This window comes from Haloarchaeobius amylolyticus (assembly GCF_026616195.1).
GTDB classification, from domain to species: Archaea; Halobacteriota; Halobacteria; order Halobacteriales; family Natrialbaceae; genus Haloarchaeobius; species Haloarchaeobius amylolyticus.
In genome coordinates this window covers 777,365-795,491 of record NZ_JANHDH010000001.1, presented here as the reverse complement: position 1 = coordinate 795,491, position 18,127 = coordinate 777,365, and the positions used below count along the sequence as shown (strand labels likewise).

The 18,127-nt window shown below is 69.8% G+C and carries 17 protein-coding genes; 9 read left to right on the top strand and 8 right to left on the bottom strand.

All coding sequences use genetic code 11. From position 1 onward, the window contains the following. Window positions 1-11: 11 nt before the first annotated feature. Complete coding sequence (locus NOV86_RS04130) at window positions 12-1,022, bottom strand: metal-dependent hydrolase (protein WP_267639977.1); 1,011 nt, start codon at window positions 1,020-1,022, stop codon at window positions 12-14. A gap of 64 nt (window positions 1,023-1,086) precedes the next feature. After that, a complete protein-coding gene (locus tag NOV86_RS04125; RefSeq protein ID WP_267639976.1) occupies window positions 1,087-4,095 on the bottom strand; it encodes an FAD-binding and (Fe-S)-binding domain-containing protein in 3,009 nt (1,002 codons plus the stop codon). A gap of 91 nt (window positions 4,096-4,186) precedes the next feature. Here NOV86_RS04125 and NOV86_RS04120 point away from each other — a divergent pair, with 91 nt between their 5' ends. Further along, window positions 4,187-5,377, top strand: coding sequence for a pyridoxal-phosphate-dependent aminotransferase family protein (locus NOV86_RS04120; RefSeq protein ID WP_303647475.1), 1,191 nt, complete (start codon window positions 4,187-4,189; stop codon window positions 5,375-5,377). Window positions 5,378-5,427: 50 nt separating this feature from the next. Here NOV86_RS04120 and NOV86_RS04115 read toward each other — a convergent pair whose 3' ends face one another. The 4 genes from NOV86_RS04115 to NOV86_RS04100 all read right to left on the bottom strand — a co-directional run bounded on the left by NOV86_RS04115 (window position 5,428) and on the right by NOV86_RS04100 (window position 8,768). Continuing rightward, window positions 5,428-5,745 (bottom strand): DUF7116 family protein, encoded by a 318-nt coding sequence (locus tag NOV86_RS04115; RefSeq protein WP_267639975.1) that lies wholly within the window; start codon window positions 5,743-5,745, stop codon window positions 5,428-5,430. Window positions 5,746-5,894: 149 nt separating this feature from the next. After that, complete coding sequence (locus tag NOV86_RS04110; protein ID WP_368408757.1) at window positions 5,895-6,134, bottom strand: DUF5816 domain-containing protein; 240 nt, start codon at window positions 6,132-6,134, stop codon at window positions 5,895-5,897. 40 nt (window positions 6,135-6,174) lie between these two features. After that, on the bottom strand, window positions 6,175-7,650 hold the full coding sequence (locus tag NOV86_RS04105; protein WP_267639973.1) for a hypothetical protein: 1,476 nt from the start codon (window positions 7,648-7,650) through the stop codon (window positions 6,175-6,177). Between the two features lie 83 nt (window positions 7,651-7,733). Continuing rightward, entirely contained in the window at window positions 7,734-8,768 is a 1,035-nt protein-coding gene (locus tag NOV86_RS04100) for a hypothetical protein (protein ID WP_267639972.1), read from the bottom strand. Between the two features lie 94 nt (window positions 8,769-8,862). Between NOV86_RS04100 and NOV86_RS04095 the strand changes: the two genes are divergently transcribed. From NOV86_RS04095 to NOV86_RS04080, 4 genes are all read left to right on the top strand, one after another. Continuing rightward, window positions 8,863-10,272: a bifunctional metallophosphatase/5'-nucleotidase gene (locus NOV86_RS04095; RefSeq protein WP_267639971.1), complete on the top strand. Its 1,410-nt coding sequence runs from the start codon at window positions 8,863-8,865 to the stop codon at window positions 10,270-10,272. 17 nt (window positions 10,273-10,289) lie between these two features. Beyond that, window positions 10,290-11,711: a bifunctional metallophosphatase/5'-nucleotidase gene (locus NOV86_RS04090; protein WP_267639970.1), complete on the top strand. Its 1,422-nt coding sequence runs from the start codon at window positions 10,290-10,292 to the stop codon at window positions 11,709-11,711. Window positions 11,712-11,796: 85 nt separating this feature from the next. Next, window positions 11,797-13,164 carry a bifunctional metallophosphatase/5'-nucleotidase gene (locus tag NOV86_RS04085; RefSeq protein WP_267639969.1) on the top strand — a complete coding sequence of 456 codons (1,368 nt, stop codon included), beginning with the start codon at window positions 11,797-11,799 and terminating at the stop codon, window positions 13,162-13,164. Between the two features lie 91 nt (window positions 13,165-13,255). After that, the gene (locus tag NOV86_RS04080) at window positions 13,256-13,660 is read left to right on the top strand and encodes a universal stress protein (RefSeq protein WP_267639968.1); all 405 of its coding nucleotides are present in this window, start codon (window positions 13,256-13,258) and stop codon (window positions 13,658-13,660) included. Between the two features lie 35 nt (window positions 13,661-13,695). Here the strand turns inward: NOV86_RS04080 and NOV86_RS04075 are convergent, their stop codons facing one another. After that, entirely contained in the window at window positions 13,696-14,826 is a 1,131-nt protein-coding gene (locus NOV86_RS04075) for a mechanosensitive ion channel family protein (RefSeq protein WP_267639967.1), read from the bottom strand. A 168-nt stretch (window positions 14,827-14,994) separates the two neighbouring features. Here NOV86_RS04075 and trmB point away from each other — a divergent pair, with 168 nt between their 5' ends. Then, the gene (trmB, locus tag NOV86_RS04070; RefSeq protein WP_267639966.1) at window positions 14,995-16,056 is read left to right on the top strand and encodes an HTH-type sugar sensing transcriptional regulator TrmB; all 1,062 of its coding nucleotides are present in this window, start codon (window positions 14,995-14,997) and stop codon (window positions 16,054-16,056) included. A gap of 22 nt (window positions 16,057-16,078) precedes the next feature. On the opposite strand, the gene NOV86_RS04065 is transcribed toward trmB, so the two are convergent. After that, window positions 16,079-16,930, bottom strand: coding sequence for an eIF2B alpha/beta/delta subunit family protein (locus NOV86_RS04065; protein ID WP_267639965.1), 852 nt, complete (start codon window positions 16,928-16,930; stop codon window positions 16,079-16,081). Between the two features lie 93 nt (window positions 16,931-17,023). On the opposite strand from NOV86_RS04065, the gene NOV86_RS04060 reads away from it, so the two are divergent. From NOV86_RS04060 to NOV86_RS04050, 3 genes are all read left to right on the top strand, one after another. Further along, entirely contained in the window at window positions 17,024-17,323 is a 300-nt protein-coding gene (locus NOV86_RS04060) for a DUF7969 family protein (protein WP_267639964.1), read from the top strand. Between the two features lie 47 nt (window positions 17,324-17,370). After that, on the top strand, window positions 17,371-17,583 hold the full coding sequence (locus tag NOV86_RS04055; RefSeq protein ID WP_267639963.1) for a hypothetical protein: 213 nt from the start codon (window positions 17,371-17,373) through the stop codon (window positions 17,581-17,583). Window positions 17,584-17,855: 272 nt separating this feature from the next. Beyond that, window positions 17,856-18,116 carry a hypothetical protein gene (locus NOV86_RS04050; protein WP_267639962.1) on the top strand — a complete coding sequence of 87 codons (261 nt, stop codon included), beginning with the start codon at window positions 17,856-17,858 and terminating at the stop codon, window positions 18,114-18,116. The last annotated feature ends 11 nt before the right edge of the window (window positions 18,117-18,127 follow it).

Below are 18,127 nucleotides of genomic sequence, written 5' to 3'. Positions count from 1 at the left end.
GGTAAAAAAGGCTACCCGACGAAGACGCCGAGGGCCCCGAGCGACCCGAGGGCGGCGGCGGTGTAGAGCAGGGCGTACGCCGCCAGCGCGAGGGTGACCGCGGCGAGGCCGGTCAGGACCGCCGAGAACAGTCGGGCGACGTCCCAGTCCCGGCGGAGCCGTCGGACCGACCGGAGCAACCGCGCCCGGAACACGTCGGGGGCCGCGACGACGGTCCCGACCGCGAGGATGCTGAAGACGAAGTGGTAGGAGACGTCGAGCGTCGGCGGGGGGATGAGGAAGGCGACGCCGCCGTAGGCGAGGCCGGCGAGGGCGCGGGCGTCGAAGGTCGGGCGGAACTCTTCGGAGGCGTCGAGGACGACCCAGACCGCGAGCCAGACGGTCAGGAGTTCGAGTGCGAACGCGCCGAGCAGGTGCAGGGTCGGGTCCGGCGCGAGTACGACGCGCTCCGCGAACAGGAGCGTGTCGAGGGGCCAGAGCATGGCCGGGGGCTCGCCGGTGAACAGGTCACCCCACGGGTGACTGACGAGGCCGACCAGCGCCAGCGCGAAGGTCTCACCCGCGCCGAGCGCGGTCCGCCACCAGACCGCCAGCGCGACGGCCACGCCGGCGAAGACGAACGCGCCCATGACGACGAACCCGAGCAGGCCGTGCTTGACCGTGGCGACCAGCACGAGCGTCCCGAGGAGGAGCGTCCCGAGGAGCCGGGCGTGGTGGACCCAGCGCCCCCGGACGGCCCAGAGCGCGAACCCGAGCGCGGCGACGGGTGCGACGACGAGCGAGTGGGTCATCGCCCGGTGGACGACCGTACTCGCCGACCAGAACGCCTTCGTGACCGCGAAGACGCCGGTGAAGTCCGCGTGGACGACGCCCACGAGGGCGTACACCATGTCGACGTCGGGGACGGCGGCGAACGCGCCCGCGACCACCCCGAGGAGGAGCGCGCGGTCGCGGTCGACGTTCGCGAGGCGCCCACAGAGGGCGACGAGGGCGAACGCCAGGAGCGCGTGGCCGACCATCATAGCTACTGAAGGTATGACAGGCGACCGGATAAGTTAGTCGCTGGCTGGGGAGTGGTACCGTCCCTCACTCCTCGCCGGGGAGTGCCTCGGCGAGCTTCTCGACCGGGTGTGGCGGTCGCTCGGCCCCGGGTCGGTCGCCGAGCTGGGTCCGGCAGGACGCCCCCGGTGCGACCGGGGTGCCGTCGGCGTCGTCGACCTGCTCGAACAGGATGCGCCCGATGGCCTGCGAGAGGTCGTAGTGCTCGGTCTCGTAGCCGAACGACCCGGCCATCCCGCAGCAGCCTGAGTCGAGGGGGTCGACCCGGTAGCCGGCCCGCCGGAGCACGCCGACGGCGTGGTGGTCCTGCCCGATGGCCTTCTCGTTGCAGTGGCCGTGGTAGACCAGTCGCTCGTCGGGGGCCGCGAAGTCGATGGCCTCGGCCAGCCGATGCTCGTCGAGGAAGCGACAGAGGCCGCTGGTCGCGGCCATCACGGCGTCCCTGTCCGGACTCGCGGGCAGGAGGTCGGCGTACTCGTCCTGCACCATCACGGCCTCGGAGGGTTCGACGAAGACGACCTGCCAGCCGTCGTCGACCCGCGGCGCGACCGTCTCGACGAAGGTCTCCGCCCGGTCGCGGGCGTGGTCGAGGAACCCGAGGGAGTAGGCGGGGCGCCCGCTGGGGCCGAGGTCGGCCGGGACCGCGACGTGGACCCCCGCGGCTTCGAGTACCCGGACGGCCGCCTTCCCGACCGCGGGGTCGGTGTAGTTCGTGTAGGTGTCCGGGACGAGGACGACGCGGTGGTCGGCTCCCGAGGCGGACACCGACGAGCCACGCGCGTCGAACCAGTCGGTGAAGCTCTCGCGCTGGAAGGAGGGAAGCTCGCGCTCCGGGGCGATGCCCGCGACCGTCTCGGCGACGGCCCGCGACCCGGGCAGTTTCGCGGCCCAGTTCGAGACCGGCGCGAGCTTGCTTCCGAGCGCCGCCCACCGGTCGATGTCGCGGAAGAGGCGCTCCCGGAGGGTCGCCCCCTCGCGCTCGTGGTACTGGTGTTTCACCTCGCTCTTGAGCTTGGCGAGGTCGACGCCGGTCGGGCAGTCGCTCGCACAGCCCTTGCAGCCCACGCAGAGGTCCAGCACCTCGGCCTGGAACCGTTCGGAGTACAGCTCGTCCTCGTCCAGTTCGCCTGAGATGGCCGCCCGGAGCATGTTCGCGCGCCCCCGGGTGGTCTGTAGCTCCTCCTGACTGGCGCGGTAGGTCGGACACATCGTCCCCGAGCCCTCCTGCCGACAGGTGCCACAGCCGTTGCAGAGTTCGACCAGGTGCGCGAAGCCGCCGTCGTCGTCGAAGTCGAGTGCGGTCTGTGGCTCGACCGTCTGGTAGGCCGGGCCGTACCGGAGGTGCTCGCGCATGTCGGCGCCGACGCCGCGCTTCGTCGCCGGGCCGTGGTCGTCTGGCGAGTCGCGGTAGACGACGTTCCCCGGGTGACAGAGCCACTGCGGATCGAAGGCGGTCTTCACGCGCTTGAACGCGTCCCAGAGGGCGTCGCCGTACATCTTCGGGGTGAACTCGGTCCGGGCCATCCCGTCGCCGTGCTCGCCCGAGAACGAGCCGTGGTACTCCAGCACGAGGTCGGTCACGTCGTCGGCGATGGCGTGCATCGTCTCGACGTCGGCGCCGTCCTTGAGGTTCAGGATGGGTCGGATGTGGAGGGTGCCGACGCCGGCGTGGGCGAAGTACGCCGCCGAGGTGCCGTGCTTCTCGAGGACGGCCTGGAACTCCTGGACGTACTCGGCGAGCTGGTCCGGTGGGACGCTCGCGTCCTCGATGAACGGGTAGGGCTTCGGGTCGCCCTCCATCGACATGAGCAGCGGAATCGCGGCCTTGCGGAGCTTCCAGAGCCGGGCCTGCGCGTCGGCGTCGTAGGCCTCGATGCGGTCGAACGCGTCGCCCTCGGTCTGGAGGGTCGTCGTCACGTCGGCCATCGCGGCTGCGAAGTCGTCGTGGAGTTCGGAATCGAACTCGACCATCAGCAGGGCCGCCGCGTCCTCGGGGATGGGTTCGGCGTACTCGGCGTAGGCCTGGGACTCTCGGGCCATCGCCACGACCTGGTCGTCGACGAGTTCGACCGCGCTCACCTCGTGGGAGAGCGCGTCGGGGACCGCCGCGAGCGCGGTCACGAGGTCGTCGTAGGCGTACACCGCGAGGGCGCGCTCGTCGGGCCGGGTCACGAGGTCGAGTTCGGCCTCGACCACGACGCCGAGGGTGCCCTCGGCCCCGACCACGAGCTTCGCGAGGTTCATCACCTGCTCGCCGTCCTCCTCGCGGACGACCTTGTTGAGGTTGTAGCCCGAGACGCTGCGCTTGAGCTCGGGGTAGCGCGATTCGATCTCGGCCTCGTTCTCTGCCACGATGTCCCGGACGGTCCGGTGCAACTCTGCGACCCGGTCGTCGCGCGAGACGAGGTCGTCCCACTCGGGCGAGTCGAGCACCACGTCGCCGAACTCGGCGCGGGTCCCGTCGGGCAGGACCACCTCGACCTCGCGGACGTAGGCGTCCGTGATACCGTACCGGACCGAGTGCGCCCCGGTGGAGTTGTTCCCGATGCCGCCGCCGACGGTCGCGCGGGCGGAGGAGGCCGGGTCCGGCGCGAACTGCAGGCCGTGGGGTTCGAGACGCTCGTCGAGGTCGTCCTGCACCACGCCGGGCTGGATGCGGGCGACCTGCGCCTCGGGGTCCACCGAGAGCACGTCGTCCAGTTCGACCGAGCAGTCGAGCACGACACAGCCGGGGCCGATTCCCTGCCCGGCCAGCGAGGTGCCCGCCCCCCGCGGCATGATTGGCACCTCGTGGTCGGCCGCGACCGAGACCGCGGCCGCCACGTCGGCGGTGGTCTCGGGGACCACGACCCCGGCGGGCCGGGCCTGGTAGATGCTCCCGTCGGTCGCGTAGAGCACCTGCGCGTACTCGTCGAACCGGACCTCGCCGTCGACCGCCTCGCGGAGGTCGGCCGCGAGGGCGGTGTAGGCCTCGTCGTCCACGTGGTCGAACCCGAGTGCGTCGTGGCCGGGACGCAGGGAGCCGTCGGTCGCCATTGTCACACGTGAGCAGCCCTCACGGTTTAACGATTCGGGACGTTCGCCGGTGACACCACCTTTTTTGCCCCGACTGAGCCAACCAGTACGCATGTCCGAGATTCCCGACGCGCCCGACGTGGGCGAGCTGACACCGCCGAACCGAACGCTGATGGGGCCGGGCCCGAGCGACGTGCACCCGCGCGTCCTCCGGGCGATGAGCACGCCGCTGGTCGGTCATCTGGACCCGTCGTTCATCGACGTGATGAACGAGGTCCAGGAGCTGCTGCGGTACACGTTCCGGACCGGGAACAAGTGGACCATCCCGGTCTCGGGCACCGGCTCGGCCGCGATGGAGGCCGCCATCGGGAACGTCGTCGAACCCGGCGACACGATGCTCGTGCCGACGAACGGCTACTTCGGCGGCCGGATGGCCGAGATGGCCCGCCGCGCCGGCGGCGAGGTCGTCGAGGTCGACGCGCCGTGGGGCGAACCGCTCGCACCCGCGGACGTCGAGGACGCCTTCGCGACCCACCAGCCCGACGTGTTCGGGTTCGTCCACGCCGAGACGAGTACCGGCGTGCGCCAGCCGCAGGTGGCAGACCTCACCAGCATCGCGCACGAACACGACGCGCTCGTCATCGCGGACACCGTCACCAGCATCGGCGGCGTCGAGCTGCGCGTCGACGAGTGGGACATCGACGTGGCCTACGCCGGCCCGCAGAAGTGTCTCTCCTGCCCGCCGGGAGCGTCCCCCCTCACGCTCAACGAGGCCGCGATGGACAAGGTGCTCGGCCGTGAGGAACCCGCCCGGTCGTGGTACCTCGACCTCTCGCTGCTGGAGGGCTACTGGGGCGAGGAGCGCGCGTACCACCACACCGCACCCATCACGAACGTCTACGCCCTGCGCGAGGCCCTCCGCCTCGTCGCCGAGGAGGGCATCGAGAACCGCTGGGAGCGCCACCGCGAGATGGCCGGCGCGCTGAAGGCCGGCGTCGAGGCGATGGGCATGCAGATGAACGCCGCCGAGGAGTTCTGGCTCCCGAGCCTGAACGCGGTCCGGGTCCCCGAGGGCGTCGAGGACGGCGACGTCATCTCGCGGCTCATCGAGGACTACGACCTCGAGATCGCCGGCGGCCTCGGCGCGCTCTCGGGCGACATCTTCCGCATCGGCTGCATGGGCCACTCCGCCCGGCCGAAGAACGTCTCCTACCTCATGAGCGCGCTGGGCGCGGTGCTCGACGATATGGGTGCCGACGTCGACGCAGAAGCAGGCATCGCGGCGACCGCCGACCGTCTGTAGTCGACGCCGGACCGCGACGCGGTCGTCCTCCCGGTACTCGCGCTATCCTCTCAACTCGGCGGGGCGCGTTCGACCACGTACTGGTCGTCTTCGCCGACGCCGATGACGGCCCACTCGTAGGCCGGATTCGATTCCGAAACCCTGCGACGCACGCGCTCTGCGCGCTCCTTGTTCGTCACGAAACACTGCAGTCCGTCCCCCGCTGTCGACGGTGGCTCGCGCAAGTCCGTCGTCGCGGTCACGTGCACGACCTTCCAGTCGCGTTCTGCTCGGAACTCGTCCCCGTCCCCAGTGACGGTGTACCCCAGGCGGTCGAAGACCTTCCTGGCCTGCTCGCCGATGTGGCGGTTCGTGTTAACAGGGCACATTCGTTAGCTCGTACCGTAGCCACGGTAATAAATATTCACCCGTTTCTCACGGTCGAAATCAAGAGTGCTCGCGAAGAACCGCCGAGACGTTCACCGAACCGGGGAGTTCGTCACCGACCGTCAGAAACCGGGGGCGGTCACGAGAAGGGCTACTCGTGGGCCGCGTCCCACTCGGTCGGCTTGCGGAGGTTCCCGCACGCGTTGCACTGGATCCGTCCCATCGTGTCCATCGCGTTGTCGAACGTCTCGCAGTTCACGCAGAAGTAGCCGTACTTGCGCTCCTTCTCGGCGGTGCGGTAGGCGACGAGGAAGGGGGCCTTCGAGCCGCGGTCGCCCTCGCGCTGGGAGACGTACACCGTCTCGCCGTCTTCCGTCACTCGTTCCTCCAGTGCGGATTCGCTCATGGCCATCGCTTGGGAGGGGGCCCGCTTAGGTCTGTTCGTCCCGGACCTGCCGCAGGACGAAGGACTGGCCGTCGAAGCCGAACCGGAACGGCTGGTCGTCCCCGGCGAGCCACTCCACCTCGGGCCCGCGATACCGGGCCCTGGCGACGTCTGGTCGGGTCACGAAGGGCACGGTGTTCCGGAGTGGGTCGACCTGCATCACCTGCTCGGGGACGAGCGTCCGGTCCGCCGACGAGGCCGGTTCGAGCACCATCGTCGCCGGCTCACGCGCCGTCTCGACGGCCGGGCTGGTCACGACGACGGTGTCGCCGTCCTGTTCGACGGTCAGGTTCGCGTCGGCCTCGACCGAGACCGCGGGCGCGTCGACCGTCACGAGGGCGGCCATGTAGTCGAAGCGGTCTTCGAGCCGGTAGCTCACGCCGAAGGCGTAGGTTCCACCGCCGAGGTGCCCCATCCCGAGGGTATCGGGCACGTCGAGTGGGTCGCCGTGCGTCGCCAGCAGCGACCACGAGTTCTTCTCACCGGGCAGGAGTCGGCGAGCCGTCGGTCCGACCAGCCCGAACCGGATGGCCTTCCAGCCGTCGTCGGTGCGCTTGAACAGCTGCCAGTTGTCCGGGTTCCCGGTGACCTGCTGCGTCGAGTGGTTGACGAACTCGAACCCCAGGCTGGCCGGGAGGCTGACGGACTCCTGACTCGGCCGGAGGAAGACGGGTGTCTCGTGGGTGGCCTCGTGGAACCAGCTGGTGGTCCCCGGCCCGTCACCCAGTGCCGGAATCGAGGGGTCCTCGAACATCGAGAGTTGGGCGGGCCCGGGGGCGTCGCGCTCCCAGGCGACGACCGACAGGTCGGCCCCGAACGAGTACCGCCCGGTCGGGAAGCCGCTGGCCCCGGCCGTCACGAGGGCGTACTCGCCCGTGACCTCCTCCCGGGGGCCGAGTTCGAGCTCCGGCGGGAGGCTGAAGTCCTCGGTCGACCCGGCGAGCCGCCAGTGGACCGACTGCCCCTGCGCCCACTCGGCCGGCTCCTCGGCCAGCGGGTGGGCAGGCGTCGGGGCGGCGACGACCACCGTCGGCTCCTCCGCCTGGAACTCCGCCGTCGGGTACGCCGTGGACGCCCCGAACAGGGGAATCGACTCGGTGTCGACCGTCTCGTCCCAGCCGTTCCGGTTCTCGATGGTCGCGGCGACCCTGGCGGGGTGCTCCGCCGTCGCCGGGGCCGTGAACGCGAACGACGCGGTGACGCCGTCCTCGAGTTCGATGGCGCCCGGGACGAGGGCGACCGTGCGGTTCCCGACCGCGAACTGGCTGACGGTGGGGCCCTCTGCGATCAGGTTGCGGTCGTCGTCCTCTTGCCGGTCCTCGACGGTGACCGGGTGCTCGTCCTCGGTCTCGGGGTCGCGTGTCGGCGCGTCGAACGACTCCCGTCCGGACGTGTCGAAGAAGCCGGAGCACCCGGCGGAGAGGGCGGCCCCACAGCAGGCGAGGTAGTGGCGGCGCTGCATGGGCCGGACGTGACAGCGAATCGGTAAAGGTTTTCAGCAAGGTGAAAGATGGATTTCGGTCTCTGATGAGCAAGCGACAGCGCTCACTCGACCAGTTCGACGACTGCCCCGAATCCGTCGTGGCAGGACTCCGGACTGTACTCGACCCAGAACGCGTACGTTCCGGGTGCGAGGTCGCCGACGCTGGGTTCGGCCGGCCGGTCGGGGTCGCAGGGGAGCACCGTGTCGGCGCGGGCGCGAAGCCGCCAGCGTTGCGCGTCGCCGGGCCAGAGGGGGCTCCCGACATCGACGAGGGTGTGATGGGAACGAGACTCCCACACACCGTCGACGAGTTCGTACAGGACCCAGCGCGTCTGGTTCCCGAAGAGAGTCCGATTGCCCCGGTTCACCAGCGTGAACTCGATGGCAGCCGGGAGTTGCGCTCGTTCGGTACTCGGCCGCAGATACACCGGAGTTTCGGGTGTCGCGTCGTGGAACCAGGCCGTCTCGTCGGCGAGGGGAACCGGCGGGAACGTCGTTCCCGCGAACCGTGAGTCGCCGTCAGGAGACGGGCCGGGCGCACTCGTCTCCCAGATGGCCAGCATCGCGTCGAATCGCGGGATTCTGGTCTCGCCACCGGGGAACCCACGGAAGCGGTATCGTCCGGGAAGGAGCCGGTCTTCGTCCGGCCCGACGAGCAGGTGGTACTCCAGGACCACGCGCTCGCCCGGGTCGACCATGATCTGTCTGGGCGTCTCGGCCCACCCCTGGTTGGGGTGGTCGGTCGCCCGCCAGACCCCCGACGATGCACGCTCGACCGGGACGGGGTGTTCGAAGAAGGCGTGGTTCTCCGTGGGAAGGAGCCAGAGTGAGTGGTTCTCTCCGGTCGCCGTGCCACCCGCGAAGGCTGACACGGGTCTATTCGGCCCCTCGAAGGGGAGGTCGCCGAGTATCACCGGGCGTGGGTGGTCACCCTGGTTCTCGATGATCGCCCGAAGTCGGGGTGGCCCGTCGGCCTCCGTACGAAGTTCGGCGTGGAGCTGGACGCGGTCTCGACTGTCGAGCCGCGTCGGAAAGAGTGCGAGCGTCCGGTCGACCTCGGCGAGGTCGAGACGACTCGTCTCGGCGAACTCGTCCATACAGGAGAGAGACACGGGGGGCGCAAGGGCGTATCGCCGGTGTCTCTCGACCGGGCCCGCAAGAAATTTCTCGCGCGCCAACAGGAGTCCAGACGTGACCTGTCGCCTCCTCCACTACGCCGACATCGAAGCCGCCTACGACGTGCCCGAACGCGTCGGCCGCCTCGTCACGGCCATCGACGCGTTGCGCGACGAGCACACCGTCGTCACCGGGGGCGGGGACACCACCGGCCCCTGCGTCCTGTCGATGGCGACCGGCGGGGCGCAGGCCCTCGACTTCTTCGAGGCCGTCGACCCCGACGTGGACGTCTTCGGGAACCACGAGTTCGACGACTCGCCCGGGCGAGCCAGAGAACTGGCCGACGAGTCGCCCCAGACCTGGCTGAACGCGAACGTCTTCGACGACGGGGTGCGCTTCGCCCGCGAGGAGACCACGCCCGTCACGACCGTCGAGAGGGCCGGCGGCACGGTCGGCCTGTTCGGGCTCTCGCCGCCGGACCTCGCCGACATCAAGCCCCACCTCGACTTCGAGGTCGAGGACCCGGTCCCGGCCGGGGAGCGGGCGGTCCGGCTCCTCCACGACCGCCACGACGTGGACCACGTCGTCGGCGTCTCGCACTGCGGCGACGACACCGACCTCGCGGAAGCCATCGACGCCGCGGCCATCCTCGGCGGCCACGACCACGAGACCCGCGACGAGGTCGTCGCGGGGACCCGGCTGGTCCGGACCGGCGCGGCCGGCCGGCACCTCGTCGAAGTACGCATCGCCGACGACGGCACGACGGAGACGCGCTGGCACGACGTGACCGCGTTCGAGCCCGACGCGGCCGTCACGACCGCCCTGCGGGGGCGCCTCGCCGATCTCGGCCTCGGCGAGACCGTCACCGAGGTCGACGGGCCGGTGTCGCGCGACGTGCGGGACGGTGCGTCCCCGGTCGGCACCTTCGTCGCCGAGGCGTTCCGGCGGGCTGGCGATGGCGGTAACGCCGACGTCGGCCTCATCAACAGCCTGACGATGCGGGACTGTGGCGTCTCCCTCGACGGCGCGGTGACGCTGGCCGACCTGCACTCGCTGGTGCCCTTCGGTGGCGACCTCGTGACGCTCGCACTCACCGGGTCGGACCTGCGAGCCGTCGCGAGGGAGGCCGCGGGCTGGCACCTCGACCGCGACATCGAGCTCTGGAACGGCCAGTTCGCCGGGCTGGAGCTGACCTGGAACCCGGCCGCGGGCCGGGTCGAGTCGCTCACGGTCGGCGGCGAGCCGGTCGTCGCGGAGGGCGACCTCGTCGCGCCCGAGCGCGAGTTCACGATGACGACCATCCGGTACCTCGCCATCGAGGACGTGGAGTACCCGACGCTGACGGCGGACCAGCAGGTCGGCGAGCCGGGGCAGGTCCACGACGCGATGGCGGCTCACGGCCGCGAGCACGGGATTCCGACGCGGCCGCAGGGCTGGCTCACTCGCCGACAGCCGGGCGAGAAATCGAAGCCGACAAGTCGGTAGTCCGACTGGTCGGGGGCATGTCCCTCCGCATCCTCCACTACGCCGACGTGGAACGTGCGACCGACGAGCCCCGCCGGCTCGGTCGCCTCGTCGGCCTCGTCGAATCGCTCCGTGACGAGGAGACACTCGTCGTGGGCGCGGGCGACAACCTCGCGCCCGGCGTCCTCTCGCTCGTGACGGAGGGCCGGCAGGCACTCGACTTCTACGAGGCGGTCCAGCCCGACGCCGAGACGTTCGGCAACCACGACTTCGACCACGGGCCCGCCGCGACCCGCGACGTGGTCCGGGACTCGCCGATGCCCTGGGTCTGTGCGAACGTCTGCGAGGGCGAGGCGGCGGCCGACGACGCCTCCCCGGACGACCTGTTCGCCAGCGAGCAGGGGACCGTTTCCTGGCTCGTGGCCGAGCCCGGCGACCATCGGGTCGGCATCGTCGGCGTCACGACCCCGGAGACGCCAGAGATGAACCCCGAGGCCGAACCACTGGCCTTCCGCGACCCGGTCGAGATGGCGGCCGACGCGGTCGCCGCGGTCCGCGAGCGCGACGTGGACCACGTCGTCGTCCTCTCGCACATGGGCAGTGGCGACGACGACCTGGCCGAGGCACTGGACGTGGACTGCATCCTCGGCGGTCACGCCCACACCGAGCGCATCGAGACGATCGAGGGGACGCTGGTCGTCCGTCCCGGCGGGACCGCCGGTGGCCTCGCCGAGGTCGTCTTCGACGACCGGCCGACGGCCTACCGGTACCCACTCCGGGACGCGCCGGTTCACGAGGGCGTGGTCGAGGCGCTCGAAGCCCGCCGCCGCGAGGCCGGCCTCGCCGACGTGGTGGACACGGTCGAGGACCCGATTCCGGTCACCCGCACCGCGACGAAGCAGGGCGAGAGCCGCGTCGGCAACCTCGTCACCGACGCCTACCGGTGGGTCGCCGACGCCGACGTGGCGGTCCACTCGACCGGCGGGCTGCGCTCCGGCGACGCCCTCGCCGGCGAGGTGACGGCGGCGGACCTCGTCGGGCTCTGCCCGTTCGAGAACGACCTCGTCCGGCTCGAGGTCACCGGCGAGCAACTCCGGCGAACCGTCGCCAACCTCGGCCTCGTCCAGTACGACCCCGCCGACGTCCCGGCGCACTACTTCGGGCACGTCAGCGGCCTCGATATCGTCTGGGACGACGAGCGCCGCCAGCCGCGGTCCATCGCGGTCGGTGGCGACCCCGTCGGTGACGACGCGACCTACACGCTCGCGACCTCGAACTACTACGTCGAGTCCTCGCACCTGTTCGACGCGTTCGCCCCCGAGGACGTGACCGACTCCCTCGGGCCGCAGTACGAGGCGATCGTCGAGTACTGCCGCGAATGCGGCATCGAGGCGACGCTGGACGGGCGGATCGAGCGCCCACTGCTCGACGGCCAGACCGTCGTGTCGCGGCAGGACTGAGCGCGGTCGGGCTCGTCGCATCGGGTCGACTTCCAGCCGTCTCGTGTCGAAGCCTACTTGCGAAACCACCTGCAAGCCTGTCCGTATGTCCCCCCGTCTCCTCCACTACTCCGACGTCGAGAACGCCTACGACGACCCCGAACGCATCGGTCGCCTCGCCGGCACCATCCGCGAGCGCGACGGCGACGATGCACTGGTCGTCGGGACCGGCGACAACACCGCGCCCGGCGTGCTCGCGCTGGTCAACGAGGGCCGACAGGCGCTCGACTTCTTCGCGGCCATCGACACCGACCTGGAGACCTTCGGGAACCACGACTTCGACTTCGGGGCCGACGCCACCGTCGACCTCGTCGCCGACTCGCCCCAGACCTGGCTCACGGCGAACGTCCGCCAGAACGGCGACCGCTTCGCCGCGGCCCACACCGAGAGCTGGACCATCCGCGAGGTCGACGGCGCCCGCATCGGCTTCTTCGGCGTCACCGACCCCCGGACGCCCTCCATCAACCCGGCCGCGACCGGCCTCCACTTCACCGACCCCATCGCGGCCGCCGAGGAGGCCGTCGCCGACCTGCGTGCCGAGGGCGTCGACCACGTCGTGGCCGTCTCCCACCTCGGGAGCGACGACGAGGAACTCGCCGTCTCGGTCGACGTGGACTGCATCCTCGGCGGCCACGTCCACAGCATGGTCGAAGAGCGCATCGACGACACGTTGCTGGTGCGCCCCGGCGTCAACGGCGGGGCCATCTTCGAGGTCGAACTCGGACCCGACGGCGCGAGCGCGACCCGGCACGACCCGACCGAGGGGCCGCTCGACGAGTCCGTCGCCGACGCCCTCCGCACCCGGATGGACGAGGCCGACCTGACCGAGGTCGTCGCCGTGGTCGAGGACCCCATCCCCCGGAGCCACGCCGCGGCCTTCCGCGGCGAGAGCCGCATCGGCAACTTCGTCGCCGACGCCTACCGCTGGGCGACCGACGCGGACGTGGGGCTCCAGAACTCCGGCGGCATCCGCGAGGGTGACGAACTCGTCGGGGAGGTCACCATCGGCGACCTCATCTCGGTCGTCCCGTTCAAGGAACCCGTCACGGTCGCCGAGCTGACGGGCGCGGAACTGCTCGACACGCTCCGGCAGGCCAGCGGTGCCAACGTCGCCTTCGGCGAGCCCGACTGGTGGCACGCCCACCTCTCGGGCGCCCACGTCACCTGGGACCGCCAGACCCACGAACTCGTCCGTGCGACGGTCGACGGCGACCCCATCGACCCCGAGAGAACCTACACCCTCGCCACCACGGACTACCTCTTCCACACCGACCACGAGTTCCCGGCGCTCGACGACCAGCACCGTGCCGGCACCTACGACATCCAGTACGAGGTGCTGGCGGCGTACGCCCGCGAGTGCGGCGTCGACCCCGTCGTCGAGGGCCGCGTCGTCTGGAACGGCGACGACACGTGACGGTTTCCGTGACGGTACCCGATGACGGCGAGGTGATTCCGGTGCGGTGAGTGAGAAGGTTTACGCGTAATCGTCGACTAGTCTGGAACAGATGACCCGCGTGGTGGTTCCCGTCCGGTATCCGCTGACGAAGCATTCCCGTCGCACACTCGAATCGGCCATCGACGTGGCCCGCGAACACGAGGCCGCGCTGACCGTCCTGCACGTCAACCTCTACCAGGAGTCCAAGCGCGTGACCCGTTCCGACCTCAAGCGGGCCACCGAACGCGAGTTCGGCGCGCTGGAGCACGTCCGCTACGTCGTGCGCCGCGGCTTCCTGGTCGAGGAGACCATCCTCGACGAGGTCGCCTCCGAGGGCGCCGACGTCGTCGTCATCGGGAACAAGCAGGCTGGGCGCTGGCGACGCATGCTCCAGAAGCTCGTCGACGACCCCGACATCGACCAGTACCTGCGGCGCAACCTCGACTGCGAAGTGATAACGGTCCAGGCGGCCTGATACGGCGGTTCTGACGGTTCCGCGTTCTCGAGACGCTACTCCTCCTCGCGGTCGACGCCGGACGCCGGGCCTGCCTCGCCCGGCCGCACACCGCCCGGACCAGCCCGCCGAGTCTCACCCTCTCGCATCGAGATGGGGAGCTCGCCGCTCGTCTCGTCGAAGACGACGTGCGAGTGCGGGTAGGCGATCTCGACGTCGGCGTCCTCCAGTTTCGCCCAGACGTTCTCCTGTACCCGCGAGCGGACCGTGAGCAGTTTGTAGGGCTGTTTCGCCCAGTAGCGCAGCGTCAGCATCACGCCGTGGTCCGCGTACTGGTCGATGTAGCACGTCGGGGCGGCCGGGTAGCGCGCCGAGCCGATGCGGATGTCGGGGCCGCCCGGGATGACCATGTCGACCTCCTTCGCCGCGTCCTCGATGAGTTCGCGCGCCTCGTCGAGGTCGCCCTCGTAGGTCACGGTGATGGAGAGCGAGAGCCGGGTGCGTTCGTCCTCTGCGGAGTAGTTGACGACGTCCCGACCGCGGATGGAGGAGTTGTCGATGACGAGGAACGTGTTGTCGAGCGTGAATATCTTCGTGTACCGGATGGTGATGTCCTCGACGAAGCCGGTGGTGTCCCTGTCGGCGAGTTTGATCATGTCGCCGATCTCGTATGGCTGGTCGGCAAGCACGAACACCCCGTTGATGATGCTCCCGACGATGGGTGCGAGGACGATACCCAGGACGGCAGAGAACACCGTCACCGAGAGGAGGATGTCCCCGAACTGGAGCCCGAGCAGTGGGGCGACGATGGTGAACGCGATGCCCATCACCGCGATGCGGACCATCCGGAGGGCGGTCCGGGTGACGCTCGGGCGCTGGAGGCGCTGGGCGATGGTCCGGCCGAGAAGCCGGACGACTAGCTTCGAGGCGTACCACGCGAAGGTGATGATGGCCACCGCGAGCAGGAGGTTGACGAGTTCCTGGCTGGGGAACCACGGTGGGACGAGCTGGTCGAGCTGGCCGGCCAGCACATCGCTGATCGCGTCGACGCCGTTGGCCTCCTCTGCGGTGGTCGTCCCCGCTGGTCCACCACCGGCGCCGCCGGGCTGGCCGGTCGTGGTCTCGGCCCCGGCTGTCGTCGTCGACGTGTTCGTCCCGTCCTGTTCGACGGCCGCGCCCCCTGGCATATCCCACCCGTGACGCCCTCCGGAGATAAGGGTTGGGAAGCCGACAGCCCCCGGCAGGTATCGCTCGTCCACCCGGACTGTGACGTGATACCACAGGAGTCGATTCCGGAACCCAGTGCTACTCGGATTTCAGTAAATCATTTAGGGACGGACCGCAGTGTGTAGGGTATGCCATCCGACGACCTCCGTGGGACCATCGAACGTGTGGGGGACCGGTTCAATCTCGGCGAGTACGAGATCGACGCCTACCTCACCGTCCTCGACCACGGCCAGCTCACGGCGAGCGAGATCGCCGACCGGACAGAGATACCCCAGCCCCGGGTGTACGACACGGTGCGAAGCCTCTCCGACCGCGGCCTCGTCGAACTCCGCGAGTCCCGGCCGATGAAGATCATCGCGGTCGACCCCGACGACGCCTTCTCCGACGTGCAGTCCTCGCTCACGGAGATGGTCGACGAACTCGCGGCACGGTACACCGCCCCCGCCCGCGACACCGAGGCCGTCTCGCTGGTGAAGTCCCGCTCGACCATCCTGCGCTACCTCGAGGAGGTCATCGACGCCGCCGAGTACGAACTCTCGCTCTCGCTCACGCCCGACCTGCTGGAGCGGTTCCAGGACCTGCTGGCGACCCGCCACCACGAGGGCATCAGCATCGAACTCCTGGTCACGCCGGCCTCCAGCGCCCCGGACCCGGACGAGTACGACTACAGCCGCATCGCGACCTCGGTCCGCGCCCGGCGCGGTATCACCAGCCCGGTCATCGCGGTCGCCGACGGCGAGTACTCCATCTACGCGACCCAGGACGCCCTGCGCGACGACCAGGACCGCTACGGCGTCATCTTCAACCGGTCCGCACTGGGCTTCCTCGTCTCCGGGTTCTTCGGGACGGTCCTCTGGACGACCGCGAGCGAACTCTACAGCGACGGCGAGGACCGGCCGTTCCCGCGTCGCTACTCCTCGATCCGCCGGACGGTCAAGGACCTCATGGAGGAGGGTGGCGAGTTCTACGCCACCATCGAGGGCCGCGACGTCGAGACCGGTGCCCCCCGCATCGTGCAGGGGCGCATCACCGACATCTCCTTCGAGATGACCGAGGAGGTCGCCGGGCTCACCCTCGAGACCGGGGACGGCGACGAACTGACCGTCGGTGGCCGGGTCGCCGCGCTCGAGGACATCGAGGCCCACGAGATAACGGTCGGGCGGAACGAACCGCCCGAGGTCGAGCGCTGAGAACCGAGAATCGACGGCCCAGTCAGAACGTTCTCTCGCCGTCGTCGGTGACGACCGACTCGAGCAGCGACACCGGCGTCTCGTCGTAGGCCGGGTTGCACACCTCGAACCCCTCGGCCGGCTCGCGCATCACCTCGCTGGGCGAGCGGAACTCGTTCTCGAACCGGAAGCCGTCCTCGATGATCTTCGCGCCGGACCCGACCACGGTCACGGGTACGTCGCACTGGGCGGCCGTCGCCGCGATGGGGAAGGTCCCGACGCGGTTGTACAGGGTGTCCTCGACGATGCAGTCCATCCCGATGAGGACGCGGTCGCACTCGTCCATGTAGTAGCCGGCGCCACTGTCGGTGAGCAGGTGCGTCTCGACGCGGTCGTTCCCGGCGAGCGTCCGGGCGGTCTTCCGGCCGAGGTAGCGCGGGCGGGCCTCCGTGACGTACACGTCGATGTACGCACCGTCGCGGGTCGCCAGCTCGACGGCCTCGAGGACGGTCGAGGAGTAGTCGTGCGTGAGGACGGTCGTGCCGTCCTCGATGAGGTCCGTCGCGTTCTCCGCGGCGCGACGTTTCCCGTGCTCGACGTCGTCGACGACGGACTCGATGGCCTCGCTCAGTGCCGCCTTCGCGTCGGTGACCGTCTCCGGGTCGGCACCGTCGACGTGGGTGCAGACCCCGCGCATCGCGTTGTGCAGGGAGGCGTGCGACGGGTTCGCGCGCTGGAGCGCCTTCGCGTTGCGTTCCAGGCCGCGCTGGAACTCCTCGACCGTCGCGTACTCCCGGTCGAGCAGGTCGGCGAGCGCCTGGGTCGCCTTGACGGCGACGACCGACGAGGAGTGCGTCTGCATCTCTTCGATCTCCTCGACTGTCTCGTCTATCATGTGTGAACCGTCTGCGGTAGCCGGCAAAATCCTTTCCACTACGCTGGTCGGGTCGACCCGCCGACTGATTACGCTCCGGGTCCAACCACCGGCATGGTCGAAGTCACGTACTACTGTCCGTACTGCGGCGCGCTCACGAGCCTGGAGCGCGACGCCTACATGGCGGACAAGTGTGTCACCAGAGAGCCCCTCAAGGGCTGGTCCTACGAGAGCACGACGGGCGAGTACGAGGACGCCGACGGCGTCGAGTTCGTCTGTCTGGGCGACGCGGACCCCGAGCAGGACGGCTGTGGCCGGACGTTCTACCTGAACTTCGTCAAGTTCGCCGACGGCGAGGAGGTCTCTCACCGGATGCCGGACATCGACCGGCCCCGGTTCGATTTCAACGTGTAGGGAACCGGTGCGTGGATTTTTATCTCGCGCTGTTCTGAGGGCCGGTGATGGACGACGAGATACTCGACCACCAGCGCGAACTCGTGCGCCTGCTGGAGGAACAGGGCTGGGACGTGACGGAGACGGAGCTCTCGGTCTACGAGAGCCCCTGGGAGGACGACGACACGCCGGAGGCGAGCATCACGCTCAGCGCGCGCAAGCAGTTCCCGGGCGACGGCGACGACGAAGACGACGACGACAACCCGTACCGGGTGAAGTGAGCAGCGGCTGCGTGGCGCGTCGTGGCGAACAGGCGGCACCCGTACTCGGCCCCGCATCCGGTGTGCCGCGCGACCGCCTCGGCCGGGATGCAGTGGGGTTCAGACCACGGCCCGTCTGGCCGCGGCATCACGGATAAACCCGGGGACAAGGTTGAACTGCGACACGGGAGTCGGTGAGAGACGATGAGAACGACGGCTGCCCTCGTGGCCGCGACCGTCCCCTTCGTCGTCGCTACGGCAGTCGTTCTGGGCGACAGGACGGGTGAGTCGGTGTGAAGCTCTCTGACGGCCAGCGGCGACTCGTCGCCGGCGTCGCGCTGTTCCTGCTCGTGACGAGCCTGCTCGCCCTCGTCGCCGCCGGGGGCGGAAAGTACGGCATCAGCGAGAGCGTCGTCGAGGCGCTCGGATTCGGCGAGTTCCAGTCGCTGGTCGCGGCGTACGGCCTGGGCGGCCTCGCGGTGGCACTCGCCCTCGGCAAACTGGTCAGTATGAACAAGACCGACGAGGAACGCCACGGCCTCAACGAGCAGTGAGCAGAGGGGCG